Genomic DNA, 26,470 nt, shown 5'->3' with positions numbered 1-26,470 from the left:
CACCTGCACCCGCTCACCCTCCCGCACCCGCACCCGCACCCGCACCCGCGATCTTGCACTTTCGGCCCGAGTCGCGCCCCGAATGTCCCGTTCGCCCGGGCACAAAGTGCAAGATCGCGGGCATGGGGTGCGGCCGGCCCAGCCGCCCCCTGCGCGGCCACCCGCACCAGCCACGCGTGTCCGGATTCCAGGATTCGCGGACCACATACCGGGACTGCAGTAGATCTTGGTACGAAAGGGCCCCCATAGGGGCCGTTTCCTACCAAGATCTCCGGACCGCCTCGGACGAGGCGCCCACGGCGGCCCGGCGGAACGAGCACCTCCCGGCAGCGCCCACGGCGGTGATCAAGGAGTTTGTGTCCGGATCGGGCGCGGATCGGGACACGAACTCCTTGATCACCGCGGAGAGCACGGGGAGATTCGCGGGGGTCAGAAGGGGGCGTCTACGGGTAGTCGGCGGACCTGGGTCAGGTAAGGATCCAGCTCGCCCACCTCGAAGCGGCACGTGCCGATGACGTGCCAGAACTGGCCGCCCGGGTCACCGTCCAGCTTGTACCGGCCGTCCGGGCTGACCGCCGCCCATCCGTCCGGCAGCCCGATCAGCGTGGTCCGCAGCTGGGCGTGCTCCGGGTCGGCCACGTCCCACAGGCGTACGGTGCCGTCGTCACCGGCGCTGGCGAGCAGGCTGCTGTCCGGGCTGAAGTGCACCGACCAGACCCGCCGGGTGTGCGCCGCCAGCGTGCCGTGCAGCCGGCCGGTGACCGGGTCCCACAGCCGGATCACCAGGTCGTCCCCGGCGGTGGCGAGCAGGTTGCCGTCCGGGCTGAACGCGCACGACCAGAGGCGGCCGTCGTGTTCGGTGAGCACGACACGCGGCTGGCCGGTCTGCACGTCCCAGACCACGGCCGTGCCGTCGTTGCCGGCGCTGGCCAGCAGCGTGCCCTCGCTGTTGAAGCCGACCGAGTAGACCCGGTCGGTGTGGTGTTCCAGCGTCATCCGGCAGGTGGCGGTGGCGGCGTCCCACAGCCGTACCGTCTGGTCGTCGCACCCGGTGGCGATGGTCTCGCCGTCGGGGCTGAACGCGACGGTGCGCACCCGGCCCCGGTGCGGGGTCAGCGTGGCGAAGTGCCGGCCGGTGCGGCGGTACCACAGGCGTACCGTGTCGTCGTCGTTGGCGGTGGCGAGCGCGTCGCCGTCGGGGCTGAACGCGACCGCCCAGACGTGGTCGGTGTCCACGTTGAGCTCCCGCTCGTCGGCGCCGGTGTCGGTGTTCCACAGGTGCACGCCGCCGTCGCCGCTGGGCGAGGCGACCAGCGGCTCCTCGGGGCAGAACACCACGGACAGCAGCCGGTCGGCGGGGCTGGCGAGCTGGCGCAGCAGGCGGCCGGTACGCGGTTCCCAGAGCCGGATCACGCCGTCGTTGCCGCAGGCGGCGAGCACTTCCCCGTCGTCGCGGAAGGACAGCGCGGTGACCCGCCGGCCGTGCCCGCGCAACGTGTGCTGGAGCTGCCCGGTGCGTACGTCCCACAGCCGGGTGGTTCCGTCGTTGCTGCTGGTGGCCACCTGGTTCTGGTCCGGCCGCCAGACCACCGGCCAGACCGAGCCGCGGTGCCGGGTCAGCTCGTGCCGGACCTGCCCGTCGTCGGTGTCCCAGAGCTGGATCGCGCCGTCGCTGGCGGCGGTGGCGAGCAGGCTGCCGTCGCCGTTGAACCGGACGCTGTAGATCGCGCCCCGCTGCCGCCCGAGCACCCGTACCGGCCGGCCGGTCTCGGTCTCCCACAGCCGCAGCGCGCCGTGCGTGTCGCCGGTGGCCATCAGCGTGCCGTCGGGGTGGATGTCGAGGGCGTACACGTCGGCCTCGTGGCCGCGCGGCGAGCGCAGCAGCTCGCCGTCGGCGGCCCGGCGGACCCAGACCCGGCCGTGCTGCCCGACCGCGGCCAGCAGCCGCCCGTCCGGCGTGTGCGCCAGCCGGTAGACGACTTCCGGCTCGCGCACCTCGAACACCAGCCGGCCGGTGGGGATGTCCCAGCCGCGTACCGTGCCGCCGCTGTCGGCCACCACGACCCGCCGGCCGTCGGGGCTGAACGAGGTGCCCCAGATCGGCGCGGCGTGGCCGGGCCACTCGTGGCGCAGCCGGGCGGTGCGCGTGTCGTACAGCCGCACCACGCCGGCCGCGTCGCCGACCACCAGCCGGCCGCGGCGGCCGTCGGTCAGCAGCGGCCAGACCCAGCCGGTGAAGACGTCCTCGATGACGTGCCGCACGTCGCCGTGGTCGGCGTCCCACAGCCGTACGGTGAGGTCGGCCGCGCCGGTGACGAGCTGGTGGGAGGCGGCGTCGTAGCGGACCGCGTACACCCGGGAGCGGTGTCCCTGGAGCGTGCGTACCGGCAGCCCGGTGGCGGTGTCGCAGAGCAGCACACCGCCGTCGTCGCTGCCGACCGCGAGCACCGCGCCGTCCGGGCTGTACGCCGCCGGCACCGGCAGCCGGCCCACCTCGAAGCCGTAGGCGACGCCCACCGCGGGCGGGGCCAGGCCCGGCGCGACCGGCCGGCCCGGCGCGACGACGGCGCCGCGCAGCTCCGGGGCGCGCAGCATGGCCGCGTCGGCGCTGACGTCGATCAGCGCGGTGCGGTGCCAGCTGCTGCCGCCCACGCGCGCGCCGCGCAGGTCGGTACGGAACAGCCGCGCCCCGGCCAGCTCCGCGTCGCGCAGGTCCGCCCCGGCGAGGCGGGCCTGGTCCAGGCGGGCGCCGCGCAGCCGGGCGTGTTCCAGCCGCGCCTCGGTCAGGTTGGTGGCGATCAGCCGCGCGTCGGTCAGGTCGGCCCCGGTCAGGTCGGCCCCGGCGAGTTCGCGGTGCGACAGGTCCTCGCCGCGCAGCACCGCGCCGCGCAGGTCGGCCCGGTCGGGCAGGCGCAGCCGGGCGGACAGCCGCAGCGCGTTGGCGCGCAGCGTCTCCCCCGCCGACTCGTCGCCGAGCACCCGCGCGGTCCAGGCGGTGCAGCGGGCCGGGTCGGCGAGGTCGCCGAGGAACTCCACGGCGAGCGCGGACAGCGACCGCACCGCCAGCGCGGCCGGTTCCTCACCGCGGTTGAGCTGCTCGGCGACACCCTCGGCGACGAGCCACTCCATGACCGAGGTGTGGATGAACCCGAACAGCCCGTCGTCGGTGCGGACCAGCAGGCTGCCCGCGCCGACCGCGTGCGCCGCCTGCGGGCCGGACAGCCGCGAGTCGGCCCGGCCGGCGAGCTGGCCGGTGGACTCGGCCAGCTCGGCCAGCCGCAGGTACGCCTCGCCGCTTTCCCAGAGCTGGAACGCCAGCCGGCTCACCGCCTGCCACAGCTCGGGGCGGCGCAGGCTCACCGGCGCGCCGGGGATGCCCTGGGTGCGGCGCTCCTCGAAGTCCAGCCAGGACTCCAGGATCTCCCGGTACAGCGCGGCGGCGCTGAACGTGCCACCCGCGCCGGCGACCGCGGCGAGGCGCCCCTCGTCGAGGTTGGCGATGAAGCCGAGCATGCGCGGGTTGCGGGAGAGACCGAGCAGGTCCTTCACGCCGGCCAGCAGGTCCATCCGTTCGCGGGCGGCCCGCTCGTCGCCGCCGTACCGGTTGCGCAGGAACGCCTCGATCTGCCCGGGGGTGAAGTCCTCCACGGCGAGCACGCGCCGGTGCGGCAGCAGGCCGACCCGTTCGCCGAGCGCGGTCAGCACCTGCGAGTTGGTCTTGAAGTGCTGGGTCCGGCTGCTCACCACGATCTTCGCGTTGCCCTCGGCGGCCTGCAGCAGCGTCTCCAGGTGGTCGGCCGCCCGGTCGTACGTGACCCGGGCGACCAGCTCGTCGAACCCGTCGAAGAGCAGCACGATGCGGCCCTGGCGCAGCATGTAGCGGAACGCCTTGAGGTCGATCACCTGCTCGCCGTGGTTGGCCAGGTGCGCGGCGACCAGGCCGTCGACGGAGTGTGCCTTGTCCAGCGCGCGCAGCTCCACCAGGATCGGGATCAGGTCGGGCGCGGCGGTGGGCAGCCGCCGGGCCACCTCGCGCAGCGCGAACGTCTTGCCGCGGCCGAAGTCGCCGAGCACCAGCACGAACCGGCCGTCCGGGGCGGAGACGGTCTCCAGCAGCTCGTCCACCACGTCGTCGCGCACGCGCTGGTCGGCGCCGACGAGATGGCGGTAGCGCTGCGGCACGTACTGCCCGGGCGGGTAGAGGCGGTCGGCCTGCAGCCGGGCGGTCTGCGCCGCGACGTAGTCACGCAGGTCGAGCAGGCCCTGGAACTCGGTCAGGTGCAGCACGCGCACGCCCCGGCGTTGCGCCTCCTCGGCCAGCCCGCGCGGCACCCGGTCACCGTCGTAGACCAGTTCGGAGGCGATGTCCGGATCGGTGGCGTGCACCCGGCGGGCGAAGACGTCCACGTCGGCGGCGGTGGGGGTGCCCACGTGCGCGCCGACGCGCTGCTGGCGGACCACGCCGTCGGAGCGGTAGCTGATGTAGAGGTGCGGCGGGTCGGTGTCGACGCGGCGTACCACCACCCGGTCGTAGCGGGCCTCGCAGACCTCGGCGAGCCGGTCCAGCAGGCGCTGCACCGGGGCGGCGGTGACCGCCACGCCCTGGGTGGCCCCCTCGACGGCGACCGGGCGGCGCGGGTCGGGCACCTGGGCCGGGCCGGCCGCGCCGAACGTCGCCTCGGCGTGCGGCCAGTTCACCGCCGTCAGCGCCCCGGAGTCGAGGCGGTCGTCGCGGCCGAGCACCCAGCGGGTCATCCCGTCGCCGCCGAGCCGCAGCACCTGCGCCCGGCCGTCGCGGGGCGCGGCGGCCAGCGGCACCACCGGGTCGACCCGGGCCGACGGCGCGGCGTCGGAGAGCAGCAGGTTGAGCATCGGGCCGACCAGCCGGTTGACCGCGCCGCGGTCGCGCAGCGACACCGGATCCGGCGGCACCTCGTCGGCGTACGGGCTGCGCGCCCCCGGCGCGTGCGCCATCGCGCCCAGCCGCAGCCAGCCGGACTGCTGGTAGTGGCGCAGCCGCTGGGCGAACCAGCTGGACTGCGCCTCGCCGAGGAAGCCGTACCGGTCCTCCTCGCGGTGGGTGATGGCGATGGTGGAGTTCAGCCCGGCCACCACCACCCGCAGGTCCGGGACGGGGAACAGCGTCCAGGGCTGCTCGCTGTCGAAGATCCGGTCCTCGAGGCCCTGGTAGAGGTCGTCGAACAGGCGCGCGTAGTGCCGCCACTTCGGCCAGAACGGCGGCTGCGGGTCGACGTCGTCGGCCTCGCAGGTCGCGAAGTACGCGCGGCACGCGGCCATCGTCACGTCGCGCGGGCCGGGCACCACGATCAGGCGGTGCGGCTCCAGCCCGAGCAGCACCCGCAGGCCGGTGAGGAAGCTCAGCGCGTCGGAGAACTCGCGCGGGCTGCCCGACTCGGTCAGGTTGCCGGCGACGACGAGCAGGTCCGGCCGGGGCACGCCGTCGTTCATCAGCAGCGTGAGGTCACCCATCAGGTGTTCCTGCACCTCGCCGGGGGTGACCGGCGCGCCGGGGGTGATCACGCCCCGGCCGAAGCGCGGCCCGGCGACCTGGAGCACGGTGACGGTGTCCCGGGCGGTCGGCGGCGCCACCGCGGCCGGCGGGAACGGCGGCGGGTTGATCGGGGTACGCCGGGCGCGGCGCGGCGCGGGCGCTCCGGCGGCGGGCGCGGCGAGCACCCCGTGCGGGTCTGCCGGGTGGTGCGGGAACGCCGGCTGCCGCATCGGTTTGGCCCGGCCGTCGAGCGCCTCCCGGATGCGGTCGAGCACCCGGTTGCGGGCCTGCGCCGGGTCGTCCACACCGACCAGGTCCACATAGGTGATGGTGGCGAGCAGCCCGTCGATCGGGCAGTCCTCGACGCGTACCGTGACGAGCTTGTTTCCGGTGCCGTCGGGGTCGGCGCGCAGCGCGGCCTGCCACTCCAGCTTGCCGTACGTGGAGTGCAGGTAGCGTTCGGACAGCACCGCCACCACGACCTCGGCCTCGCGGACGCCGCGGTCCATGAAGTCGATGAAGTTGGTGCCGGCCACGAAGTCCCACGCCTGCAGCAGTGTGCGATAGCCGGCCGCCTCGAACTCCCACGCCAGCCACGTCGCCCAGCGTTCGTCGGCCGGTGAGTAACTGATGAAGAAGTCGATGGGGCGGTCGGACCGGGTGGGGTGCGCGCCTACAGCCACGTGGTCATTATGGCCACCGACGGTCAACAGATCGACACCCTCGGCAGCCCGGATCGGGCCCGCGTCGGGCTCCTGCCGCCACGCCCGCATGTGCGAGGATCATCACTCGTGGAGACCCCCGGCGATCCGCCGAACGCCGTGCCCGACCGTTCCCGCTGGGGCCGCCTGCACGTGCTGGACTGGATCGCGATCGGCCTGGCCGCGGTCGGGCTGGTGTGCGTGCTCACCGGGCTGCTGCCGCGCGCCGACGCCGAGGGCACGATGCGGCGGATCATCCCGATCCTGATCTTCCTCGGCACGGTGGTGGTGCTGGCCGAGCTGACCGCTGTGGCCGGGGTGTTCGACGCGCTCGCGACCCGGGTGGCGGTGACCGCGCGGGGCAGTTTCCGGGCCCTGTTCTGGCTCTGCGTCGGCTTCGCCTCGGTGACCACCATCGCGCTCAACCTGGACACCACGGCGGTGCTGCTCACGCCGGTGATGATCGCGCTGGCCCGGGCGCTGAACGTGCCGCCGACGCCGCTGGCCATGACCACCGTGTGGCTGGCGAACACGGCGAGCCTGCTGCTGCCGGTGTCCAACCTGACGAACATCCTGGCCAGCGACCGGGTCGACCTGGACCCGGTGCCGTGGGCGGCCCGGATGTGGTGGCCGCAGCTGGTCGCCGTGGCGGTCACCGCGCTGCTGCTGTGGTGGTGGTACTGGCGTCCGGCGCGCGCCGGGGCCGACCCGTTCGACCCGCCGCCGCCGTACGTGCCGCCGGACCGGGTGCTCTACCGCACCGCGCTCGCCGCCTGCCTGCTGTTCGTCGCCGGGATCCTCGCCGGGGTGGAGATCGGCGTCGCCTCCGGGGTGGCCGCCGCGATCCTGGTCGCCGGCTTCGCGGTACGGGCCCGGCACCGGTTGCGGCTCGCGCTGGTGCCGTGGCGGCTGCTGGTGTTCGTGACCGGGCTGTTCCTGGTGGTGCAGACCATCGGCCGGTACGGCCTGGACTCCGTGATGGGCACGCTCATCGGCACCGACCCGGGCGCTGAGGGCGCGCTGCGGGCGGGCGCGGTCGGCGCGCTGTTCAGCAACGCGGTGAACAACCTGCCCGCGTACCTGGCCGGCGAGGCGGTGATCGCGGCCGACCGGCACACCCAGTTGCTGGCGCTGCTGATCGGCACGAACGTGGGCCCGCTGGCCACGCCGTGGGCGTCGCTGGCGACACTGATCTGGTACGAGCGCTGCCGGGCCGCCGGGGTGGCCGTGCCGCTGGGCCGGTTCGTGGCGACCAGCGCCGCGCTGGCCGTGCTCGCCACCACCGCCACCGTCACGGCGCTTCTCGTCGGTCCCGGCGCCTAACATCGCGTCCATGAGCAACCCGCCCGAGATCGTCCGCCGCTACTTCGCGCTCGCCGGCCAGGCCGACAAGGAGCCCTGGCTCGCGTTGTTCGCCGACGACGCGGTGGTCGAGGACGAGGGCCGCACCCACCGCGGGATCGGGGAGATCCGCGCCTGGCGCGACGGCACGCCGCTGGTGTCGTACGAGATCACCGACGTCGAGCAGACACCCGCCGGGACGGTCGTGACCGCCACGATCAGCGGCGACTTCCCCGGCAGCCCCTTCGCCGGGCTGCGGTTCCGGTTCGAGGAGTACGACCACACCCACATCCGCCGGCTGCGCATCGCCCCCTGACCCGGGGGCGGGAAAACCGCTACGGCCCGGCCGCGGACGGTGGCTACCGTGCCCGCATGACCGCCGATCCCACCCTGCGCTTCTGCACCGACCCGGACGAGTTCCTCGCCGCCGCCGAGTCGTACCTGGCCGCCGACCCGGTGGTGAGCACCGTCGTCGCCAGCGTCACGCGCCGGATGGCGGCCCGTCGCGCCGAGGGCGTGGCGCTGCCCGAGGACGACTGGTGGCTGGTGGTGCGGGACGCCTCCGGGGCGGTGGTCGGCGCCGCGATGCGTACCGCGCCGTTCCCGCCGCGACCGGCGTTCCTGCTGCCGATGCCGCCGGAGGCCGCCGTGGCGCTGGCCCGCGCGTGGCACCGGCGCGGCGAGCGGGTCCGGGCGGTGAACGGCGCGCTGCCCGCCGCGCGCGCCTGCGCCGAGGAGGTGGCACGGCTCGACGGCGGCCGGGTCGAGGTCGCCCAGCACACCCGGCTGCACGTGCTCGACCGCCTCACGCCGCCCGCGCCGGCGCCGGGCGCGTTGCGGGCCGCCGGGCCGGACGAGGTCGACCTGGTCGCCGCGTGGTTCGCCGCGTTCACGGCCGACGCCGACGAGCAGGCGGGCCGCCCGCACGGCACGAGCGCGCACGAGACGCCCGACCGCGCCGAGCTGCTGCGCCGCATCCGGGACGGCCGGGTCTGGTTCTGGACCGACGGGTCGGGCCGCCCGGTGCACCTGACCGCCGCCAACCCGCCGTCGTTCGGCGTGGCCCGCGTCGGGCCGGTCTACACGCCGCCGGAGCAGCGCGGACGCGGCTGGGCCGGCAACGCGGTCGCCGAGGTCAGCCGGCTGCTCACCGCCGAGGGCGCGCGGGTGTGCCTGTTCACCGACCAGGCCAACCCGGTGTCGAACCGGCTCTACGCCGGGCTGGGTTTCCGGCCGGTGGTCGACATGGCCAACCTGGTCCTGACCGACTGAGCCCACCTGGCGCTGGTCGACCGACGCGGTTCCGGGTCAGCCGGCGTGACCGAGCACGGTCAGCCGGTGAGGCCGAGCGCGGCCAGCCGGCGCGGGTCCGCGATCACGTCCACGGCGGCGATCCGTCCGCCGGTGACGGTGAACGCCATCACCGACAGCGGGCGGTCCCCGGCGCTCACCAGCACCCCGGCGGCGCCGTTGACCAGCACCGGCCGGGCGTGCGGGAACAGCCGCCCGAACGTGGTGGCCTGCGCCGCCGCCGTCTTCGCGCCGGTGAGCACGACCGTGTGCCGGGCGCGGGCGGTCCCGGCGTCGGAGCGCAGCACCACGTCCGGGTGCAGCACCGCGATCAGCGCGTCGAGGTCACCGTCGCGGGCGGCGGCGAGGAAGGCGTCCACCACGCCCGCTGCCGGGTCAGGTCGGGATCGGGGGTGGGCGCCTGTCCGCGTACCCGGCGGCGGGCCCGGCTGGCGAGCTGCCGGGCCGCCGCCGGTGAGCGGTCGACGAGCGGTCCGATCTCGTCGAACGGCACCCCGAACATGTCGTGCAGCACGAACGCGAGCCGCTCGGCCGGGCTCAGCGTGTCCAGCACCACGAGCAACGCCAGCCCCACCGAGTCGGCGAGCACCGCGGCGTGCGCCGGGTCGTCGGCGCCCGTGTCCACCACCGGGTCGGGCAGGCGTACGTCGAGCGGGTCCTCCCGGCGGGCGGCTCGGGACCGCAGCGTGTTCAGGCTGACCCGGGCGACCACTGTGGTGAGCCAGGCGTCCAGGTTGTCCACGGTGGCCGGGTCGGTACGGGACAACCGCAGCCAGGTCTCCTGCACGGCGTCCTCGGCGTCGGTGAGCGACCCGAGCAGCCGGTACGCCACCGCCCGCAGCCGCGGCCGCTCCAGCTCGAACCGCTCCGCCAGCCCGGTGTCCATCACCTGAGCCTCCCCTCCCGCACACCGTCTCGACCCGCCGGGGACCGCCGACGTGACCGGACGTGACGGCGCTCACACCTGTCACACCTGCGGGCCGGCGCGGGTCGACGTGGCAGCACCGACAACGGGAGGACGACGATGAACGCACCCATTCTGGTCACCGGCGGCACCGGCACGATCGGCCGGCACGTCGTGCCGCTGCTGCGCGCCGCCGGGCACCCCGTGCGGGTGCTCAGCCGGCGCGGCGGACGGTCCGGCGACGGCGTCACCCACGTGACCGCCGACCTGCTCACCGGCGCCGACCTCGGCCCCGCTCTGCGCGGGGTGTCCACGGTGCTGCATCTGGCCGGCGGCGCGAAGGGCGACGACCGCGCCACCGCCCACCTGGCCCGCGCCGCGCACCGGGCCGGTGTGGCGCACCTGGTGCACATCTCCGTGACCGGCGCCGACCGGGTGCCGCTGGCCTGGATCCGGTCCAAGCTCGACGCCGAACGCGCGGTGACCGGCTCCGGCATCCCGTGGACGGTGCTGCGCGCCGCGCAGGTGCACGACCTGGTGCTGACCATGCTGACGGCGATGACCCGGCTGCCGGTGGCGCCGGTGCCGGGCGGGCTGCGGCTGGAGCCGGTCGACGCCGCCGAGGTGGCGGCGCGGCTCGCCGAGCTGACGCTTGGTGCGCCCGCGGGGCTGGTGCCGGACCTGGCCGGGCCGCACACGTACGGCATCGGGGAACTGCTGACCGGCTACCTGGCGGCCACCGGGAAGCGCCGGGCGCGGCTGCCGGTCCGCATCCCCGGGCGGGCGGGCCGGGCGTACCGGGACGGCGCGAACCTCGCCCGGCCCGGCGCGACGCGAGGCGTGCGGACCTGGCCCGACTTCCTGGCCGCACGGGCGCCGTCGCGTCCGGTCGCCTGACCCGCCGCGGCACGTCAGGAGCCGGCGGCGCGCGCCGGCGGGTGGAACTGCTCGAACATGACCTCGTAGCCGTCCGGGTCGAGCCCGTAGAAGATCCGGGCCCAGCCCACGTCCTCGGGCTCCAGCGTGACCGGCAGCCCCTCGCCGCGCCACAGCGCGTACGTGGCGTCCAGATCCTCGGTGGGCACCGTGAGCACGACGCCGAGCCCCGGCGGCCCGGCCTTGACCGCACGTTCCCGCTGCGCGTTGTGGTGGCCGTGGCGGTGCAGGTCGGACAGGATCAGCCAGGTGTGGCCGAAGGTCAGGTAGCGCAGGTTCGTCTGCCCGGCGTTCGGGATCTCCTTGAAGCCGAGTCGCCGGTAGAGCCGGTACGAGCGCTCCAGGTCGCGGACCCGGAGCCCGAGTTTGAGCTGTCTGGCGGCCATCCGGCCGAGGCTAGCGGATCACGCCTCACCAGCCGACCGAGCCGAGACTGACCGGAGTGAGGCGGCGCACCTGCGGCTCGATCCACTGTGCCGCGGTGACGAGCTTGACCAGCCGGTCGATGGTCTCCGGCGGCCCGGCCACGAAACTGCGCCGGTCCGCCGGGCAGCCGTACCTGTCGTCGAACGTGCCGCCGTCGAGCGCGCGTACCGCCATGCCGGCTTCGACGGCCAGCAGCATCCCGGCGGGCAGGTCGACCGCCTCGGGCCGGTAGCCGACGATGCCGTCGATGTCGCCGCGGGCCAGCATCACCCAGGACAGCAGCGGCGCCCACAGTTGCAGCACCCGGCGGGCGGTCGTGTCGAGCACCACCTTCAGCGCCCGGGCGGTGCTGTCGTCGCGGCGTACCTCGTGCCCCTGGGTCCAGGCCAGCACCGGCGCGGCCGGCACCGGGCGGTGCGCGGGGCGCAGCGGACGGGCGGCCGGGCCGGAGGCGTGCACGAACGCGCCCCGGCCGCGCACCGCCGACCACGTACGGCCGGCGACCGGGTCGTGGACCACGCCGAGCACCGGCGAGCCGTTGTCGCACAGGGCGATCCCGACCACGTACGCGGGCAGCCCGATCGCCACGTTGTTGGTGCCGTCGAGCGGGTCGACCAGCCAGGCGAAGGCGGTGTCCGGGGCGTACTCGCCGCCCTCCTCGGCGATCACGCCGTGCTCCGGCCAGCGGGCCCGGATCCGGTCGACGATCAGCCGCTCGGCGGCCAGGTCGAGGTCGGTGACCAGGTCACCGGTGTCGTTCTTGGCCCGGGCGTGCACCTCCCCCCGGGTGCCCCGGCGCAGCAGCCGGCCCGCCGCCTGGGCGGCCTCGACCGCGAACCGGTGCGCCTCGCGCAGGTCGGGCCCGCCTCTGCTCGGCTCCACGTCCATGGCTCCTCCAGCCAGTCAGCCCCGTGCCACCAGTCGCGCGATCTGCCGCGCCATCCGCGCGGTCTCCGCCGCGTCGCATCGGTCCCGGCGTACCCGGTGGCTGCGCCCGTCCACCGCGCCGAGGCTCAGGTCGCACGCGCCGGGAGTGGTCCGGCCGAGCGCCACTGTCACCGCCGGTTCGCCGGCGTCGACCTCCGAGGTGTGGAAGCCGCCGGCGCGCAGCGCGTACGAGTCGCCGGCCGAGTGCGTCTCGACGGTGGCGGTCATCGCGGTGACCAGCCGGTCGGTGGCGGCCATCTCGTCCACCTCGCCGAGGCTGCGCACCTCGTAGACCCGCCAGGACGGGTCGGCCGGCGCGTCGTCGACCTCGATCAGCTCGTTGCGAACGGTGCCGTGCAGCACGTGGCTGAGCAGGTCCCAGCTGTGCGAGTGCATGGTGGAGGTGGTCGGGCGCACCGGCGGCGGGTCGGCGGGCCAGGCGTGCACGCAGACGCCGTCCGGGCCGTCGCGTTCCACCGGCAGGCAGGTGAAGCCGAGCGGGTGCCGGACCGCGCGCAGCGACCGCCGCCCCTCGGCGACGTCGTCGAGCACGTCCAGCACCCAGCCGCGGAGGAGCTCCGGCCGGGTGCCCCGGTCGATCTCCCGTTCGAGGTCGGCGTAACTGGTCATGAGTAGGGGTTCCTCGCCTGGACGGCCTTGCCGATGATGTCGGCGACCTCGCGGTCGCCGAAGGACCGGGGCAGCGTCAGGCCGAGGGCGGTGAACAACCGCCGTACCTGCTCGACCGACGGCTCGTCGTCGAGCTTGACCTGGGCCGCCGCCTCGATCGGCACGCGCCGGCTCTGCCGGCGGCTGTAGTCCAGCTCGATGTTGTAACGGTTGTAGTAGACCTCGCCGCGGTCGATGCGCAGCGCGGGCGTCTGCGGGTTCTCCTGGGTGACGACGACGCAGGAGGAGGAGAGGTCGTAGCGGAACGTGGTCATCTGCGCGGAGAGCCGCACGTCGACCGTGAGCAGGCCGGAGCGTTGCAGGTGCCAGCAGGCGGCCAGCACGGTCGCGTACGACTCCTTGCGGGTGCGGTCGACGGTCCACGGCTCGCCCGGCGCGTCCGGGTCGAGGCTGCGCCGGAACCGCGCGTACCGCTCGCAGACCTCCTCGTCGGTCGGGTCGATGATCTCGATCGCGACGGTGAGCGTGGCGTTGCGCCGCCGGGCGTGTTCCAGGCAGTCCGGCAGCGTGACCGCGCGCAGGAAGGTGCCGGTGCCGCCCTTGAAGCTCCACTGGTCGGTGTGCCGCCGGGCCTCGGCGAGCGCCTGCCCGACCTCGCTGCCGTGCAGCACCCGCACCATGGAGACGCTGTCGATGGCCTCGCGGGCCCGGTTCAGCGCGCCCTCGGGGCCGGTGATCTCCCGCATCTGCGGCACCAGTTCGGTGAGCCGGTCGCGGGTGTCCACGATGACCTGGCGGATCTCCCGCTCGGTGGTGCGCCGGCGCAGCCGGTCGCGCAGCACCGCCTGCGCGAGCAGGCCCAGCACCAGCAGGATCGCGCTGTTGACGACCTCCTGGCTGACCGCGTCGTTGGTCAGGCCGAGCACGGCGACCGTGAGGGCCAGGACGAGACCGATGAACGCGTCGAGATTGGTCACGACCCAGGCGAGCAGGCGCGTCATGACATCCCCCGGTCGACGACGGAACCTCCATAATAGCCCGCTGTCAATATCACAATCACGCCCTGTTTGCGGCCGGTGGCGCCTGACGGCGGGCGGCGCAGATCAGCGAGCCGCCGAGCCCGGGCGCGGCGCGGGCCAGCCGCCGCGAGGCCACCCACCGCCCTCCGGGCAGCCGCCAGCCGACCTCGTTGGAGCGCAGGGCCACCGGCGTGAACCCGGCACGGCGCAGCGTCCGGCGCAGCAGCGAGGCGGTGAACGGGCGGATGTGCAGCCACAGATAGGGGTGCAGCGGATCGACCTGGCGTGGCGCCCGGCCGGCGAGGAACGCCAGCCGGTCCTGCACCGGCGCGAGGTTCGGGGTGGTGAGCACCAGCAAACCGTCCGGCGCCAGCACCCGGTGGCACTCCCGCAGCAGTGCGAGGGGGTCGTACACGTGCTCGATCAGCGCCCCGGCGAGCAGCCCGGCGAAGCTGCCGGCGCGGAACGGCAGCCCGCGGGTGGCGTCCAGGCAGACCGGCAGCGCCCGGCCGCCGGTCACCGCGCGCGCCGTGCCCAGCGCCGCCTCGGCCATGTCGGCGAGCACGAGCGGGCCGGGCACCGCGGCCGGGTCGAGCATGCCGCGCGGTCCGCAGCCCAGTTCCAGCACCGGCCCGCCGCCGCTCACCCCCTCGGTCACCAGCCGGGCCGCGACCGCGCGGCGCACCCGGTGGTACGGGTCGTCGACGTACCCGTCGACCTCCGCGCCGTCGTGGTAGCGGCGGTGGTTGGCGTGCCGGCCGTGCGCCTGCGCGCGGTGCGACGACATCCCGGTCGGCGGCTCGGCCATCACCCCTCCACAGCGGACGCCGGCCCCGTCGGCGGCGTCCGCTCCAAGCCTCGCACCGGTCGCGCCCGGTGGCGCGCATCCGGTCCGCGGCGCGCGCGCCCGGTACGTCAGACCGCCCGCGCCCAGTCCAGCCGGGTGCTGTCGTCGTACTCGTCGCCGGGTATCCACCACTGCTCGCCGAAACCGCTGGTGGACACGATGATGTTGCCGCCGTCGGGGTACTCGTTCTCCGGCGGGATCGACAGCGCGGCGCAGTAGCGGCCGTCCGGGGAGAACACCGGCGACAGGTAGAACCGGGGTTCGTCGGTGAGCTTCTTCAGCCCGGTCCCGTTGATCCGCACCGAGGCGAGCGACTGGTTGAGCGACTCCAGGTCCGGATACCAGCGGTCGGTGCAGAACACCACGCGCCCGGAGTCGGGCATGAAGACCGGCGAGAGGAACATCTCGCCCGGCGCCGGCGTGTAGATCGGCCGTACCGCGCCGGTGGCGAGTTCGAGCACGCGCAGTTGCCAGCCCTGCGATCGGCTGCGCCACCTCATGACGATCATCGAGCCGTCCCGGGACCAGTCCGGGTCGATCATGGCGTGCCCCTCGACCAGCACGCGGGTGCCGCCGGTCGCCACGTCCACAGCGATCAGCCGGTCGTTGTCCGGCCCGGTGACCAGCGCGATCTCGGTGCCGTCCGGCGACCAGGTCGGCGCGCCGTAGCGGACGCCGAACGGGTCGGCGAGCAGCGTGCGTTTCTGGCCGGTGGTCCGGTCGTACACCGCGACGAACGGCTCCAGCGTGCCGTCGCCCGAGCGGGCCGTGTTGACCCAGGCCACGTACCGGCCGTCCGGCGAGGTCTTGGCGTGGTCCCCGTTCGGCAGCAGCTCGCGCGGCGTGGTGCGGCCCGGGTCGACCTGGAGCACACCCCAGCCGACGCTGACCAGCCACGGCCCGTTGACCGGCTCGGCGGCGGCCGCGCCCTGGGACGTGGCGGCCAGCCCGGTCGCGGCGGCCAGCCCGGTCAACGCGGCGGTACGCAGCAGGGTACGACGATTCAACGCTGTCATTCGACAACCCCCGTGAGAGACGTGGCCCTCACCCTCGCGAGTGGATCGATCGACGGGAATCGGGCGAGCGGCCGCTTCACGCTCGGCTGCTCGTCCATCACCGCTGGTGAGAGCGGCGGGGACCGGTACGCTCGCTCCGATGACCTCCGACGCCCTGCGCCGCGCCCTCACCGAGCCGGGTGACCCGCCGCTGCTCCCGCTGCCCGGCGTCGCGGTCGAGCTGCTGGCCGCGCTCGCCGCCCCGCCGCGCCTCGGCGCGCACCTGCGGCTGGTGCACGATGTCGCCTGGCACCTGACCGCCGCGTTCGCCGACCCCTTCGCCGCGGTGCCGTTCGACAGGCAGGCGGTGCTGTTCGGCGCCGCGGTGCACGACCTCGGCAAGGTCGAGCATCCGGCCGAGCTGACCGGCCCGGGGTCCGCGCACGAGGAGGCGGGCTACCAGTTGCTGCTGCGCTTCGGCGTACCGGAGGAGCGGGCCCGCTTCGCCGTCACCCACGCCGCCTGGCACTCCCCCGGCGTACAGCTGGAGGACCTGATGGTCAGCCTGGCCGACAAGGTGTGGAAGGGCCGCCGGGTCGCCGACCTGGAGCAACTCGTGGTCGACCGGCTCGCCGGCATCACCGGCCAGGAGCGCTGGCAGACGTTCCTGGCCCTCGACGACGTGCTCGCCGAGCTGGCCGCCGGCGCGGACCGCCGGCTGGCGTTCCAGGCCGAACATCCGGTGTACGGCTGACGCCGGACCGAGGACGGCGATGAGTCCGGTGCCGGTGCGCGGTCTTCGGTGAGTCGGTGTTCTCCGAGTCTCCGGGAGGAAGCATGAGCACCAGCGAAGCGCGGGGCCGGGTGCGGGCGTTCGTCACCGTGTCCCTGGACGGCTACGTCACCGGTCCGGACGACCACGCGGGCCAGGGGCTCGGTGCCGGCGGCGAGCGGCTGCACTACTGGGTGATGGGCGGGCCGTGGACGTACGACACGCCACGCGAACCCGGTGCCGGCATGACCGCCGAGGACCGCGCGTACTTCGACGAGCTGCTGGAGGGTGCCGGCGCGGCGCTGTGCGGCCGGGGCATGTACGACGCCGCGGGCGCCTGGGGCGGCCGGAACCCGTTCGAGGCGCCCCTGGTCGTGCTCACCCACCGCACCGCCGACCAGCCCGATCCGGACGCCGGTTTCCTCATGGTCGACGGGTTCGACGCGGCGCTGGCGGCAGCCCGGCGTACAGCCGGGGACGGTGCGGTGATCATCGGCGGGGGCGCCGCCGTCATCCGGCAGGCGCTCGCCGCCGGCGTGGTCGACGAGCTGGGCCTGTCCACGGCTCCGGTGGTGCTCGGCGGCGGGAAGCGGCTCTTCGAGGGCTTCGACCGGGACGTCGACCTGGAGATCCGCGCCGTGCACCACTCGCGGTACGCGGTGCACGTCCGCTACGCCGTCACCCGCCGCGCGAGCGATACCGATTGACTTTCGATAGGTTCCGCGCGATAGTCGATGCATGCTTACGGCGCAACGCGCGGTGACACCACTCCGCGCCTTCCTGGTCCTGCTATTCGCGATCCTGGTGCTGTTCCAGACCATGTCGCTGCCCGGCCAGTTCGCCCACATGGCCCGGGAAGACCCGGACATGGCGTACCTGCGATGGCCCGCCACCGCGGTCACGGTCTTCTGGGTGCTCTGCGTCCAGGTGGTGATCGTCTGCACCTGGCACCTGCTCACCCTGGTCAAGCGCGACCGCATCTTCACCGAGGCGTCCCTGCGCTGGGTCGACGGGATCGTCTGGGCGGTCGCCGCCGCCTGGGTGGTGCTCGTCGGGGTGTTCCTCTATGTGGGCTTCAACGCCGACGACCCCGGGCTGCCGCTGCTGCTGTTCCTGCTGGTCACCGGCGTCAGCGTGCTGGGGCTGCTGATGGTCGTCCTGCGCGCGCTGCTGCGCCAGGCCACCACGCTGCGCACCGACATGGAAGCGGTGATCTGATGCCGATCGTCGTGCGCATCGACGTGGAGCTGGCCAGGCGCAAGATGAGCGTCGGAGAGTTCGCCGAACGCGTCGGGCTCACCCCGGCCAACGTCGCCGTGCTCAAGAACGGCCGCGCCAAGGCCGTCCGGTTCAGCACCCTGGAGGCCATGTGCCGGGTGCTCGACTGCCAGCCCGGCGACCTGCTCGAATGGGTCCCCGACGAGGAGGAGCGATGAGGCACCTGGCCGCCGCCGTGGCGGTGCTCGCCGTCACGCTCGGCGTCGCCGGCTTCGTGTACGGCGAGGCCGACGACTCCCCCGGCCTCCAGCTCCTGTCCGCGCTGCTCGTCATCGGCGCGGTAGCCATCGGCGTACGTGTCGCCCGGCGTACCCGGTAGGGCCGGCGCCCCCTCGACGCCGGCCCTGCCGCTCAGCCCTTCACGCAGACGACCTGCTTGAGGTGGGCGACCACCTCGACCAGGTCCTCCTGCTGGGCCATCACCTCGGTGATGTCCTTGTACGCGCCGGGAATCTCGTCCACCACACCGGCATCCTTACGGCACTCCACACCGGCGGTCTGCGCGGCCAGATCCGCCGTGCTGTACGTGCGCTTCGCCTGCCCCCGCGACATCCGCCGCCCGGCCCCGTGCGACGCCGAGCAGTACGCGTCGACGTTGCCCTTGCCGCGCACGATGTACGACCCGGTGCCCATCGAGCCGGGGATGATGCCCAGGTCCCCCTTACCGGCCCGGATCGCGCCCTTGCGGGTCACCAGCACGTCCACCCCGTCGTAGCTCTCCTCCGCCACGTAGTTGTGGTGGCAGGAGATCGGCTCGTCGTAGCGCACGTGCGGGAACGCCTCCCGGACCACCTGGCTCAGCAGCGCGAGCATGACCGCCCGGTTACGCCGGGCGTACTCCTGCGCCCACCACAGGTCCCGCCGGTACGCCTCCATCTCCGGCGTGCCGGCGAGGAACACCGCGAGGTCCCGGTCCGGCAGGTCGATGTTGTGCGGCAGCCCGCGCGCCACCGACATGTGCCGCTCGGCCAGTTCCTTGCCGATGTTGCGGGAACCGGAGTGCAGCATCAGCCAGACCCGGCCGTCGTCCGGGCCACCCTGCTCCAGGCAGACCTCGATGAAGTGGTTGCCGCCGCCGAGCGTGCCGAGCTGCCGCTGCGCCCGCGTCTCGAGCTGGGCGACCTTCCGGTCCAGCGTGCCGAACCGCCGCCAGAACTCGTCCCAGCCCGCCTGCTCCAGGCCCCGGATTCGCCGCGGATCGACAGCGTCGTCGCGCATCGCGAAGCCGACCGGGATCGCCGCCTCGATCGCCGAACGCAGCGGCGCGAGGTCGTCGGGCAGGTCGGCGGCGGTCAGCGAGGTCCGCACCGCGGACATGCCGCAGCCGATGTCCACGCCGACCGCGGCCGGCGACACGGCCTGCCGCATCGCGATCACCGAGCCGACAGTGGCGCCCTTGCCGAAGTGCACGTCCGGCATCACCGCGACGCCCTGCACCCACGGCAGCGCGCCGATGTTGCGCAGCTGCCGGGCCGCCTGCGCCTCGATCGTGTACGGGTCGGTCCAGACGCGGACCGGCGCCCGGGTACCGGCCAGCGGGGTGAAACCCATCGTCGTCTCCTTGCTCGTGTCCGTCGGAGATAGACCCCGGAAACGGAGAACCGCCCTGCTCCGGTGTCGGGGCGGGCGGTTCGCGCGGATCGTCGCGCCGGCGCTAGACGCGCCACCACCCTGGTTGCCACTGCCGTTCCCGGCCCGTGCCCGGCTCGGGCAGCAGGGCACCGGCGCGCGGCGCTTGCCGCTCGGCGCGGGTGCGGTTCTGCTGCGACACGGTGGACTCCCCTGGTGGATCAGATCGACGTTGCCCGCTCACGGTACGGCCGCCGCGCACCGGCGGCAACGCGAATTCGCGAGTGAAGCCCTCGTATGAAGACCCGTCAGGACGGAACCTGGGCAAGCCTGAGCACGTATTCGAATCCGCGTTTCTGCGCGGGCGAATCCACCATTGGCAGGATCAGCGCCGGTATGCCGGCGGCAACCGATCCGCCGTCGCCGGCGGGATGATCACCGACCATCAGGGTCTGGCCCGGTGCGGCATGGAGGGCTTCGAGGGCGGCGACCCAGATCAGAGGGTCCGGTTTGACGAAGCCGACCTCGTAGGACAGTACGAACGCATCGACATGGCCGTCGAGTCCGTGCCGCGCAAAGCATGTGCGGATGTCCCAGCCGACGTTGCTGACGACGCCGATGCGAACACCGCTGTCACGCAATGCGGACAGGGTGGCGACGGTGTCGGCGTACGGCTCGACTGCTTCGGCGTGTGTTTCGTGCATGGCCGATGCCAGCGCCTGGTCCACCCCAGGAATCTGTTCCAGCACAGCGAGGATCGCCCGATCCCAGACTCGCGGGTCCAGATCTCGGGCGATGTGGGCCGGATCCGTGGCCGTCTCCCGCAACAGTTCCGCGAAGTCGCCGGCAATACGGTGCGCCTCGCCGACAGCCAATGTCCGGTCGATCGATGCCGCCGCGTTGCCCACCCAGCGCTCCGAGTCTCTGGCGAACAGAGTCCAGGCGAAGTCGAACAGTACTGTCGTCACGCGCCTGGCGGTCATCGCATCACCCTAGATCGACACGGCGCGTCCGGGAGCGGCGGTCGACCTGGATCGGGCCGGGCCAGGGTGCCCGGCCTCAGCCGGCGTGCGCGACCGGGTGACGCCGCATCTCCTCCATGAACGGGTAGCGCGCGGTCAGCTCGGCGAGCGTGATCCCCGCCCGCCAGGCGGCCGCCACCTGCGCGACCTGGAGCAGGTCGGTGGCGTCGCCGCGGGCCTGGACGTCGCCGTCCACCCTCAGGTCGATCATGAAGTAGCGGGCCTGGGAGCCGAGGCTGACGCAGACCACGCCCCGGGGGGAGGTCATCTCGGCGCAGGTGAAGCGGCTGCGCCCCTGCTCGGGCGCGGAGACCGCGCCGACGTCGAGCTGGTGCGCGGCGGCGGTCGCCACGAGCGCGGGGGCGAGACCACCCGGCTCGACCAGGTCCGGGTAGAGGCGCACACCCAGTGCGGCCGACACGTCGCTCATGCCTGACTCCCACTTCCTTGTGACAGAGACCAGCAGCGCGCAGGTTACGGGTGTGTTACCGGCACGCACGGCCATCCTGTCCCGTACGACCGTCGGGGGGCAATAGGAACGCCCTCATCGAACCCCTGCGAGGTACGCTGCCGCCTCATGGCGCACATCCGGTGTGACTTCTTCTCCGAGGCGCTCGGCGTGGGCACCTCGATGACGGTGCTGCTGCCCGACCCGGGTGCCGCCGGGATCGGCATGGCGGCGCCCGGCGCCGACGGTGACCCCCCGGTGCTCTACCTGCTGCACGGGCTGACCGACGACGACACGGTGTGGACGCGCCGCACGTCTATCGAGCGGTACGTGGCGCCGCTGGGGCTGGCCGTGGTGATGCCGCAGGTGCAGCGCAGCTTCTACTGCGACGAGGCGCACGGCAACCGGTACTGGACGTTCCTCAGCGAGGAGCTGCCCGAGGTGTGCCGGTCGTTGTTCCGGCTGTCCGACCGCCGGGAGGACACGTTCGTCGCGGGCCTGTCGATGGGCGGCTACGGCGCGGTGAAGTGGGCGCTGCGCCGGCCGGAGCGGTTCGCGGCGGCGGCGAGCCTGTCCGGCGCGCTGGACGTGACCCGCCGCCGCCACCATCCGACCCACCCGGTCGACCCGGTGGTGTGGCACACGGTCTGGGGCGACGACCCGGTGCCCGCCGACGACGACACGGTGGGGCTGCTGGAGCGCTCCGGCGACGACCGGCCGGCGCTCTACGTCGCCTGCGGCACCGAGGACTTCCTGTACGAGGACAACCTGCGGTTCCTCGACGCGGCCCGCGAGCGCGACGTGCCGGTCACGGTCGACTTCGGTCCGGGTGACCACGACTGGGCGTACTGGGACGCGCGCATTCAGGATGTGCTGGCCTGGCTGCCGCTGCGCGGGCGCTGACCGGCGGGGCTCAGACGCCCACGGTGCCGTCGATCGCCTCCCGGATCAGGTCGGCGTGCCCGTTGTGCCGGGCGTACTCGTGCAGCATGTGCAGCATGACCAGGCGCAGCGACACGTCCTCGCCCCAGCGGGCCTGGTGACCTGTCACGTCGAGGGACTCGGCCTCCCGCTCGATGCGCCGGGCGTGCTCGATCTCGCGCTGCCACGCCTCGAACGCCTCCGCCACGTCGGCGTCGCGGGCGTCGTACGCCTGCTGGAAGTCACCGGTGTCCGACCACACCAGCGGCACGTCCTCGGCGGCGATGACCCGGCGGAACCAGGTGCGCTCCACCTCCGCCATGTGCCGGACCAGCCCGAGCAGGGACAGCGTGGACGGCGGCGACGCCTGCCGGCGCAACTGCTCGTCGGTCAGCCCCTCGCACTTGAGGGCGAGCGTGGCCCGGTGGAAGTCGAGAAACGCGCGCAGCGACTCCCGCTCCCCGCCGAGCAGCGGCGGGCCGATCCGTTCGGTCTCCATGAACGCCCAGCCTAGCCGCAATCGATCATGGTGGAACGGCCGCGTCACCGCAGCGACGAACCGGCCACCGGGAAGTCGAACCAGGTGTCCGGGTACGGCTCGTCGACGTACCGGTAGTGCCACCACTCCAGCGGATAGTTCTCGAAGCCCTGCGCGGACATCAGCCGGCGCAGCAGGTCCCTGTTGTTCCGGGCGGTGTCGCTGATCCGCGCGTCGGCGGTGTGGGCACGCGGGTCGAAGCAGTCGAAGCCGGTGCCCATGTCGATCGAGTCGTCGGCGAAGCGGCGCCCGGCCGGGTCGGTGCAGGGCACCAGCGGCTGACCGGGCGTGTACCCGGCCTGCGGGGGCCCGGAGACCAGCACCAGGGTCAGGTCGACGGTGCTGCCCCGGCTGTGCGCGGTGGGCGCGCCGATGTAACCGTCGGCGAAGAGCCGGTCCTTCGGCACGGCGGGGTAGAACTCGCCCTTCATCAGCTGGTCGCCGGGGAGTTTCGCCCAGGCGACGAAGTCGTCGGCGGCGCGCTGCGGGCGGTAGCAGTCGTACACCTTGAGGCTGTGCCCGCCGGCCTGCGCGGCGGTCTGCACCCGGTGCAGCGCCTGCGCCGCCGGGCGGGTGAGCAGGCAGCGTGGTTCGGCGTACCCGTCGATCGGGCGGCCGACGAAGTTGTGCGGGCCCGCGTACCGGATGTCGGTGCGGACGGTGGGGTCGACGGTGCTGAGGTCCACGAAGTCCGCCGGGGCCCGCGGGCCGGTCGGGGTGGCTGACGGCGGCGCGGACGGCGACGGCGACGGCGCGGGCCGCTGGCAGGCGGCGGCGAGCAGCGCGGTCGCCACGGCCAGGCCCGCCGTCGCGCGCATGCCGGTGCCCATCCGCCGTGTCTACCAGCCCGGGCGGGCCGGCATCGGCGGAACCGGTGGTCAGCCGCCCAGGACGGTACGCAGGAAGTCCACAGCGGCGGCGTCGTCGTCGATGCCGCCCGCCTCGTGGCCGTTGAACCGCCACACCGTCAGGTCCTTGTCGCCCCGGTAGTCGTGGTAGGCGGCGTAGACCGTGGACGGCGGGACGATCTCGTCCATCAGCGCGACGGAGAACCGGGCCGGCGCGGTGGCGCGGCGGGCGAACGCGACGCCGTCGACGTAGCCGAGCGTGCGCAGCGTCTGCTCCTCGCGGTCGCGGTGCACGGCGAGGTAGTCCCGGATCTCCCGGAACGGCGCCGAGTCGGTGATCATGATCGCGCGCGGGATGTCGCAGAGGAACGGCACGTACGCCACCGCCGCGCGTACCGACGGCGCCAGCGCGGCGGCCGCGAGCGCTGCGGCCCCGCCCTGGCTGTGACCGAGAACGGCGATCCGGTCCGGGTCGACTGCCGGCAGCTCACGCGCGGCGTCCACGGCGCGGACCGCGTCGGTGAGGAAACGACGGTAGTAGTACTTGTTCGGGTCCTCGATGCCCCGGGTGGCCATGCCCGGCGCCTGCGGCCCGGCGGCGGCCACGTCCGGGGTGTCGCCCCGGCTCCACCCCGAGCCCTGGCCACGGGTGTCCATCTGGAGGTGGGCGAAGCCGGCTGCGGACCAGAGCAGGTTCTCCAGCGCGTGGCCGCGCCCGCCGCCGTACCCGACGTACTGCACGATCGTGGGCAGCGGGCCGGACGCGCCGCGCGGCGCCCGCAGCCACGCGCGGATCGGCTGTCCGGCGAAGCCGGGGAAGGTCACGTCGAAGACGTCGACACCGGTCAGCGGCGTCGGCAGCGGGGTCGCCGTCACGGGGTCGCCGCACGAGCGCGCCTGTGCGAGAGTGTCAGCCCAGAAGGCGTCGAAGTCGGCAGGCTCGTGCAGGTCGCTGCGGTAGGTACGGAGTTCGGCCTCGGTCAGGTCGGTGAGCACGCCTCGGTCTTCCTCGTCGTTCGTCGGGGTGGACGGCGAGCCGCCGGAAGATGGCTGGCGCATTTCCGGAACGTTTCCGCAACTCGTGCGAACGCTAGGGCCGGTCCGGCCTGTCGTCAAGCCCTCTGCGTACGGCAAGATGTGCGTGGGGCGGGACGGTCTACCGGTCGGTTCCGGCAGCCGGCGAAGGGAACACGGGTGAGCGCGGACGACGAACGCAGGGTGACCATCACCGCGATCGCACGGGAGGCCGGCGTCTCGGTCCCGACCGTGTCGCGCGTGCTCAACGGGCGGTCCGACGTCGCGCCGGACACGCGGGAACGGGTCGAGGAGCTGCTGCGCCACCACGGCTACCGGCGCCGGGGCAGCCGTACGGTGCGCCGGGCGGACCTGGTCGACCTGGTCTTCAACGACCTGGACAGCCCTTGGGCCGTGGAGATCATCCGCGGCGTGGAGGACGTCAGTCACGCCGCCGGGGTGGGCACCGTCGTCTCGGCGATCCACCGCGAGTCCAGCTCCACCCGGCAGTGGCTGCACAACCTGCGCGCCCGCGCGTCCGACGGCGTGATCGTGGTGACCTCGCACCTGAGCCCGGCCGTGCAGGCCCAGTTGCGCCGCCTCAACGTGCCGGTGGTGGTGGTCGACCCGGCTGCCGGCGTGGCCGCCACCGACGTGCCGGCGATCGGCGCCACCAACTGGACCGGCGGCCTGGCCGCCACCGAGCACCTGCTCAAGCTCGGCCACCGGCGGATCGGTTTCGTGGCCGGCCCGCCGCACCTGCTGTGCAGCCGAGCCCGGCTGGACGGCTACCGGGCCGCGCTGGCCGCTGCCGGTGTGGCCGCCGACGACCGGCTGGTGCAGCCCGGCGACTTCTACCACGCCTCCGGGTTCACCGCCGGTGGCGCGCTGCTCGACCTCGACGAGCCGCCGACGGCCATCTTCGCGGCGAGCGACCAGATGGCGTTCGGGGTGTACGAGGCGGTGCGCCGGCGCGGCCTGCGGGTCTGCGACGACGTGAGCGTGGTGGGCTTCGACGACCTGCCCGAGGCACGGTGGGCCTCCCCGCCGCTGACCACCGTCCGCCAGCCCCTCGTCGAGATGGGGCGGCTCGCCGCGCGTACCGTGCTGCGGCTGGCCCAGGGTGAGGAGATCGACTCGCCCCGGGTCGAACTGGCCACCGAACTGGTGGTGCGCGACAGCACCGCGGCGCCCGCCTGCCGCTGACCCGGACCGCCGCTTTCAGTCCTGTTCCGGAATTTCCGGCTCGCGCAGAACCGGCCCGGTCGACATGGTGGCGGCGGCCGCCGCGGCGTGCCGGCGCCGCCGCGCCAGCAGCACCGCTCCCCCGGCCGTCAGCACCGCGCCCACCGCCACCGTCACACCGGCGCTGGGCGCGGCGCCGGGGCCCGGCGCGCCGCCACGCAGGTCGGCGTGCCCGGCCAGGGCCGACGCCCCGCCGCCCGCCGGTGGCGCGGTCCGGTCCAGCTCACCCGGCTCGACCAGCCGCCCGACCGAGGCGTCCCGAGGCTGCGCGAATCCCCAGTCCAGCAGCGCGGCGCCCTGCTGCCAGCCCCGCTGGCTGGTCACCTCGGCGCCGAGCAGCGTGACCACGAGCCGCCGCCCGCCGCGCTCGGCGGCGCCGACGTAGGTGTGCCGGGCCAGGTCGGTGAAGCCGGTCTTGCCGCCGATCGCGCCCGGGTACTGGTCCAGCAGCATGTTGTCGTTGGAGATCGCGAACGCCTTCTTGCGCAGCGCCGGCTGGGCCGGGATCTGCGCCGAACGGGTGGCGGCGTACCGGCGGAAGGCCGGGTTCGCGAAGCACGCCCGCGCGATGAGCGCCAGGTCGTACGCGCTGGTGAACTGGCCCGGACCGTCCAGCCCGGACGGGGTGACCGCGTGGGTCTGCCGCGCGCCGAGCCGGTGCGCCTCCTCGTTCATCGCCCGCACCCCGCCGGCCAGTCCGTCCGGGCCGCCGCCGAGGCGGGCCAGCGCGTTCGCCGCCTCGTTGCCGGAACGCAGCAGCAGTCCCAGCCAGATCGTCTCGATCCGGTACCGCCCGCCCTCGACCAGCCCGACCGCCGAGCTGCCCGGTTCCACGGCCAGATCCCCGGCGGTCACGGTGACCTCCCGGTTCGGGTCCAGCCGGGGCAGCATCGTGGCCGCCAGCAGCAGCTTCTGCACGCTCGCGGGCACCGCGTACTCGTGCGGCCCGCAGCCGCCGAGCACCGCGCCACTGTCCAGGTCGGCGACCACCCAGGAGGTGGCGGTGACCGGCGGCGGCGCGGTCGACGCGGGCGGGACGACCAGCCCGGCGGTGTCCAGCGCCGCGCCGCCGACGGCCCGCGCGGCCGGATCGGGCGCGGGCGGCGGCTGCGGCGGCCGGGTCGACGGGGGCGGCACGTTCGGGCAGGGCGGCGCGGCCGGCATCCGGCGTACGGGCGCGCGGACGCCCGCCACCGCGGGCGTCGCCGACACCGGCACCAGCAGGGCGGCGGCCAGCGCCACGAAGGATCCCCAGGTCCTCATGAC

The 26,470-nt window shown here is 74.1% G+C and carries 25 protein-coding genes and 1 pseudogene; 11 read left to right on the top strand and 15 right to left on the bottom strand.

Annotated elements, in window-relative coordinates:
* Nucleotides 1–429: 429 nt before the first annotated feature.
* Nucleotides 430–6,195 carry a WD40 domain-containing protein gene (locus BAW75_RS04060; RefSeq protein ID WP_104112692.1) on the bottom strand — a complete coding sequence of 1,922 codons (5,766 nt, stop codon included), beginning with the start codon at nucleotides 6,193–6,195 and terminating at the stop codon, nucleotides 430–432.
* A gap of 108 nt (nucleotides 6,196–6,303) precedes the next feature.
* Between BAW75_RS04060 and BAW75_RS04055 the strand changes: the two genes are divergently transcribed.
* The 3 genes from BAW75_RS04055 to BAW75_RS04045 are packed head-to-tail and all read left to right on the top strand — an operon-like array spanning nucleotide 6,304 to nucleotide 8,826.
* Nucleotides 6,304–7,536 (top strand): ArsB/NhaD family transporter, encoded by a 1,233-nt coding sequence (locus tag BAW75_RS04055; protein ID WP_043323767.1) that lies wholly within the window; start codon nucleotides 6,304–6,306, stop codon nucleotides 7,534–7,536.
* A 10-nt stretch (nucleotides 7,537–7,546) separates the two neighbouring features.
* Nucleotides 7,547–7,870: a nuclear transport factor 2 family protein gene (locus BAW75_RS04050; RefSeq protein ID WP_104112684.1), complete on the top strand. Its 324-nt coding sequence runs from the start codon at nucleotides 7,547–7,549 to the stop codon at nucleotides 7,868–7,870.
* Between the two features lie 56 nt (nucleotides 7,871–7,926).
* A complete protein-coding gene (locus BAW75_RS04045) occupies nucleotides 7,927–8,826 on the top strand; it encodes a GNAT family N-acetyltransferase (RefSeq protein WP_104112683.1) in 900 nt (299 codons plus the stop codon).
* 59 nt (nucleotides 8,827–8,885) lie between these two features.
* On the opposite strand, the pseudogene sigJ reads toward BAW75_RS04045, so the two are convergent.
* A pseudogene (gene sigJ, locus BAW75_RS04040) lies at nucleotides 8,886–9,751 on the bottom strand (RNA polymerase sigma factor SigJ).
* A gap of 138 nt (nucleotides 9,752–9,889) precedes the next feature.
* On the opposite strand from sigJ, the gene BAW75_RS04035 reads away from it, so the two are divergent.
* A complete protein-coding gene (locus BAW75_RS04035) occupies nucleotides 9,890–10,666 on the top strand; it encodes an SDR family oxidoreductase (RefSeq protein WP_104112682.1) in 777 nt (258 codons plus the stop codon).
* Between the two features lie 14 nt (nucleotides 10,667–10,680).
* On the opposite strand, the gene BAW75_RS04030 is transcribed toward BAW75_RS04035, so the two are convergent.
* From BAW75_RS04030 to BAW75_RS04005, 6 genes are all read right to left on the bottom strand, one after another.
* Nucleotides 10,681–11,091 carry a VOC family protein gene (locus BAW75_RS04030; RefSeq protein ID WP_104112681.1) on the bottom strand — a complete coding sequence of 137 codons (411 nt, stop codon included), beginning with the start codon at nucleotides 11,089–11,091 and terminating at the stop codon, nucleotides 10,681–10,683.
* A 25-nt stretch (nucleotides 11,092–11,116) separates the two neighbouring features.
* Nucleotides 11,117–12,019, bottom strand: a complete 903-nt coding sequence (locus tag BAW75_RS04025) for an inositol monophosphatase family protein (RefSeq protein WP_104112680.1) — start codon at nucleotides 12,017–12,019, stop codon at nucleotides 11,117–11,119.
* Nucleotides 12,020–12,034: 15 nt separating this feature from the next.
* On the bottom strand, nucleotides 12,035–12,688 hold the full coding sequence (locus BAW75_RS04020) for a sulfurtransferase TusA family protein (protein WP_104112679.1): 654 nt from the start codon (nucleotides 12,686–12,688) through the stop codon (nucleotides 12,035–12,037).
* On the bottom strand, nucleotides 12,685–13,689 hold the full coding sequence (locus BAW75_RS04015; RefSeq protein ID WP_104112678.1) for a hypothetical protein: 1,005 nt from the start codon (nucleotides 13,687–13,689) through the stop codon (nucleotides 12,685–12,687). Before BAW75_RS04015 ends, BAW75_RS04020 begins: the two co-directional genes overlap by 4 nt.
* Nucleotides 13,690–13,744: 55 nt before the next feature.
* The gene (locus BAW75_RS04010) at nucleotides 13,745–14,515 is read right to left on the bottom strand and encodes a class I SAM-dependent methyltransferase (RefSeq protein WP_104112677.1); all 771 of its coding nucleotides are present in this window, start codon (nucleotides 14,513–14,515) and stop codon (nucleotides 13,745–13,747) included.
* 107 nt (nucleotides 14,516–14,622) lie between these two features.
* A complete protein-coding gene (locus BAW75_RS04005) occupies nucleotides 14,623–15,570 on the bottom strand; it encodes a TolB family protein (RefSeq protein WP_104112676.1) in 948 nt (315 codons plus the stop codon).
* A gap of 139 nt (nucleotides 15,571–15,709) precedes the next feature.
* Between BAW75_RS04005 and BAW75_RS04000 the strand changes: the two genes are divergently transcribed.
* The 5 genes from BAW75_RS04000 (at nucleotide 15,710) to BAW75_RS32220 (ending at nucleotide 17,918) form a co-directional block, all read left to right on the top strand.
* On the top strand, nucleotides 15,710–16,303 hold the full coding sequence (locus BAW75_RS04000) for an HD domain-containing protein (RefSeq protein WP_104112675.1): 594 nt from the start codon (nucleotides 15,710–15,712) through the stop codon (nucleotides 16,301–16,303).
* An 83-nt stretch (nucleotides 16,304–16,386) separates the two neighbouring features.
* The gene (locus tag BAW75_RS03995; protein ID WP_104112674.1) at nucleotides 16,387–17,028 is read left to right on the top strand and encodes a dihydrofolate reductase family protein; all 642 of its coding nucleotides are present in this window, start codon (nucleotides 16,387–16,389) and stop codon (nucleotides 17,026–17,028) included.
* Between the two features lie 31 nt (nucleotides 17,029–17,059).
* Nucleotides 17,060–17,539, top strand: coding sequence for a DUF2975 domain-containing protein (locus BAW75_RS03990; protein ID WP_043323747.1), 480 nt, complete (start codon nucleotides 17,060–17,062; stop codon nucleotides 17,537–17,539).
* Nucleotides 17,539–17,757 carry a helix-turn-helix domain-containing protein gene (locus tag BAW75_RS03985; RefSeq protein WP_104112673.1) on the top strand — a complete coding sequence of 73 codons (219 nt, stop codon included), beginning with the start codon at nucleotides 17,539–17,541 and terminating at the stop codon, nucleotides 17,755–17,757. Before BAW75_RS03990 ends, BAW75_RS03985 begins: the two co-directional genes overlap by 1 nt.
* The gene (locus BAW75_RS32220; RefSeq protein WP_167435517.1) at nucleotides 17,754–17,918 is read left to right on the top strand and encodes a hypothetical protein; all 165 of its coding nucleotides are present in this window, start codon (nucleotides 17,754–17,756) and stop codon (nucleotides 17,916–17,918) included. The genes BAW75_RS03985 and BAW75_RS32220 overlap by 4 nt, the downstream gene beginning before the upstream one ends.
* Nucleotides 17,919–17,950: 32 nt before the next feature.
* Here the strand turns inward: BAW75_RS32220 and BAW75_RS03980 are convergent, their stop codons facing one another.
* The 3 genes from BAW75_RS03980 to BAW75_RS03970 form a co-directional block, all read right to left on the bottom strand.
* Nucleotides 17,951–19,150 (bottom strand): RtcB family protein, encoded by a 1,200-nt coding sequence (locus BAW75_RS03980; protein ID WP_104112672.1) that lies wholly within the window; start codon nucleotides 19,148–19,150, stop codon nucleotides 17,951–17,953.
* A 326-nt stretch (nucleotides 19,151–19,476) separates the two neighbouring features.
* The gene (locus BAW75_RS03975; protein WP_104112671.1) at nucleotides 19,477–20,151 is read right to left on the bottom strand and encodes an HAD family hydrolase; all 675 of its coding nucleotides are present in this window, start codon (nucleotides 20,149–20,151) and stop codon (nucleotides 19,477–19,479) included.
* A 76-nt stretch (nucleotides 20,152–20,227) separates the two neighbouring features.
* Nucleotides 20,228–20,620, bottom strand: coding sequence for a hypothetical protein (locus BAW75_RS03970; protein ID WP_104112670.1), 393 nt, complete (start codon nucleotides 20,618–20,620; stop codon nucleotides 20,228–20,230).
* 147 nt (nucleotides 20,621–20,767) lie between these two features.
* Between BAW75_RS03970 and BAW75_RS03965 the strand changes: the two genes are divergently transcribed.
* Complete coding sequence (locus tag BAW75_RS03965) at nucleotides 20,768–21,541, top strand: alpha/beta hydrolase (protein ID WP_104112669.1); 774 nt, start codon at nucleotides 20,768–20,770, stop codon at nucleotides 21,539–21,541.
* Between the two features lie 10 nt (nucleotides 21,542–21,551).
* Here BAW75_RS03965 and BAW75_RS03960 read toward each other — a convergent pair whose 3' ends face one another.
* From BAW75_RS03960 to BAW75_RS03950, 3 genes are read right to left on the bottom strand one after another with little or no spacing between them, the layout of a single operon-like run.
* The gene (locus BAW75_RS03960; protein WP_064445820.1) at nucleotides 21,552–22,058 is read right to left on the bottom strand and encodes a DinB family protein; all 507 of its coding nucleotides are present in this window, start codon (nucleotides 22,056–22,058) and stop codon (nucleotides 21,552–21,554) included.
* Between the two features lie 44 nt (nucleotides 22,059–22,102).
* The gene (locus BAW75_RS03955) at nucleotides 22,103–22,915 is read right to left on the bottom strand and encodes a M15 family metallopeptidase (RefSeq protein WP_104112691.1); all 813 of its coding nucleotides are present in this window, start codon (nucleotides 22,913–22,915) and stop codon (nucleotides 22,103–22,105) included.
* A 60-nt stretch (nucleotides 22,916–22,975) separates the two neighbouring features.
* Nucleotides 22,976–23,941, bottom strand: coding sequence for an acetylxylan esterase (locus BAW75_RS03950; protein WP_104112668.1), 966 nt, complete (start codon nucleotides 23,939–23,941; stop codon nucleotides 22,976–22,978).
* Between the two features lie 198 nt (nucleotides 23,942–24,139).
* Here BAW75_RS03950 and BAW75_RS03945 point away from each other — a divergent pair, with 198 nt between their 5' ends.
* Entirely contained in the window at nucleotides 24,140–25,165 is a 1,026-nt protein-coding gene (locus BAW75_RS03945) for a LacI family DNA-binding transcriptional regulator (protein WP_043323734.1), read from the top strand.
* 15 nt (nucleotides 25,166–25,180) lie between these two features.
* On the opposite strand, the gene BAW75_RS03940 is transcribed toward BAW75_RS03945, so the two are convergent.
* Nucleotides 25,181–26,467, bottom strand: a complete 1,287-nt coding sequence (locus BAW75_RS03940; protein WP_104112667.1) for a D-alanyl-D-alanine carboxypeptidase family protein — start codon at nucleotides 26,465–26,467, stop codon at nucleotides 25,181–25,183.
* Between the last annotated feature and the right edge of the window lie 3 nt (nucleotides 26,468–26,470).

It is taken from the genome of Micromonospora chalcea (genome assembly GCF_002926165.1).
GTDB classification, from domain to species: Bacteria; Actinomycetota; Actinomycetes; order Mycobacteriales; family Micromonosporaceae; genus Micromonospora; species Micromonospora chalcea.
This window is presented reverse-complemented; position numbering and strand designations above follow the sequence as displayed.

Bases quoted from the DNA above. Each gene is read 5' to 3' on its own strand.
- BAW75_RS03990 (WP_043323747.1), top strand. From the start codon at position 17,060: ATGCTTACGGCGCAACGCGCGGTGACACCACTCCGCGCCTTCCTGGTC.
- BAW75_RS04050 (WP_104112684.1), top strand. From the start codon at position 7,547: ATGAGCAACCCGCCCGAGATCGTCCGCCGCTACTTCGCGCTCGCCGGC.
- BAW75_RS03980 (WP_104112672.1), bottom strand. From the start codon at position 19,150: ATGGGTTTCACCCCGCTGGCCGGTACCCGGGCGCCGGTCCGCGTCTGG.
- BAW75_RS04005 (WP_104112676.1), bottom strand. From the start codon at position 15,570: ATGACAGCGTTGAATCGTCGTACCCTGCTGCGTACCGCCGCGTTGACC.
- BAW75_RS03995 (WP_104112674.1), top strand. From the start codon at position 16,387: ATGAGCACCAGCGAAGCGCGGGGCCGGGTGCGGGCGTTCGTCACCGTG.
- BAW75_RS32220 (WP_167435517.1), top strand. From the start codon at position 17,754: ATGAGGCACCTGGCCGCCGCCGTGGCGGTGCTCGCCGTCACGCTCGGC.
- BAW75_RS04035 (WP_104112682.1), top strand. From the start codon at position 9,890: ATGAACGCACCCATTCTGGTCACCGGCGGCACCGGCACGATCGGCCGG.
- BAW75_RS04030 (WP_104112681.1), bottom strand. From the start codon at position 11,091: ATGGCCGCCAGACAGCTCAAACTCGGGCTCCGGGTCCGCGACCTGGAG.
- BAW75_RS04015 (WP_104112678.1), bottom strand. From the start codon at position 13,689: ATGACGCGCCTGCTCGCCTGGGTCGTGACCAATCTCGACGCGTTCATC.
- BAW75_RS03940 (WP_104112667.1), bottom strand. From the start codon at position 26,467: ATGAGGACCTGGGGATCCTTCGTGGCGCTGGCCGCCGCCCTGCTGGTG.
- BAW75_RS03965 (WP_104112669.1), top strand. From the start codon at position 20,768: ATGGCGCACATCCGGTGTGACTTCTTCTCCGAGGCGCTCGGCGTGGGC.
- BAW75_RS03975 (WP_104112671.1), bottom strand. From the start codon at position 20,151: ATGACCGCCAGGCGCGTGACGACAGTACTGTTCGACTTCGCCTGGACT.
- BAW75_RS03985 (WP_104112673.1), top strand. From the start codon at position 17,539: ATGCCGATCGTCGTGCGCATCGACGTGGAGCTGGCCAGGCGCAAGATG.
- BAW75_RS04045 (WP_104112683.1), top strand. From the start codon at position 7,927: ATGACCGCCGATCCCACCCTGCGCTTCTGCACCGACCCGGACGAGTTC.
- BAW75_RS04020 (WP_104112679.1), bottom strand. From the start codon at position 12,688: ATGACCAGTTACGCCGACCTCGAACGGGAGATCGACCGGGGCACCCGG.
- BAW75_RS04010 (WP_104112677.1), bottom strand. From the start codon at position 14,515: ATGGCCGAGCCGCCGACCGGGATGTCGTCGCACCGCGCGCAGGCGCAC.
- BAW75_RS04025 (WP_104112680.1), bottom strand. From the start codon at position 12,019: ATGGACGTGGAGCCGAGCAGAGGCGGGCCCGACCTGCGCGAGGCGCAC.
- BAW75_RS03970 (WP_104112670.1), bottom strand. From the start codon at position 20,620: ATGAGCGACGTGTCGGCCGCACTGGGTGTGCGCCTCTACCCGGACCTG.
- BAW75_RS04000 (WP_104112675.1), top strand. From the start codon at position 15,710: ATGACCTCCGACGCCCTGCGCCGCGCCCTCACCGAGCCGGGTGACCCG.
- BAW75_RS03960 (WP_064445820.1), bottom strand. From the start codon at position 22,058: ATGGAGACCGAACGGATCGGCCCGCCGCTGCTCGGCGGGGAGCGGGAG.
- BAW75_RS03955 (WP_104112691.1), bottom strand. From the start codon at position 22,915: ATGCGCGCGACGGCGGGCCTGGCCGTGGCGACCGCGCTGCTCGCCGCC.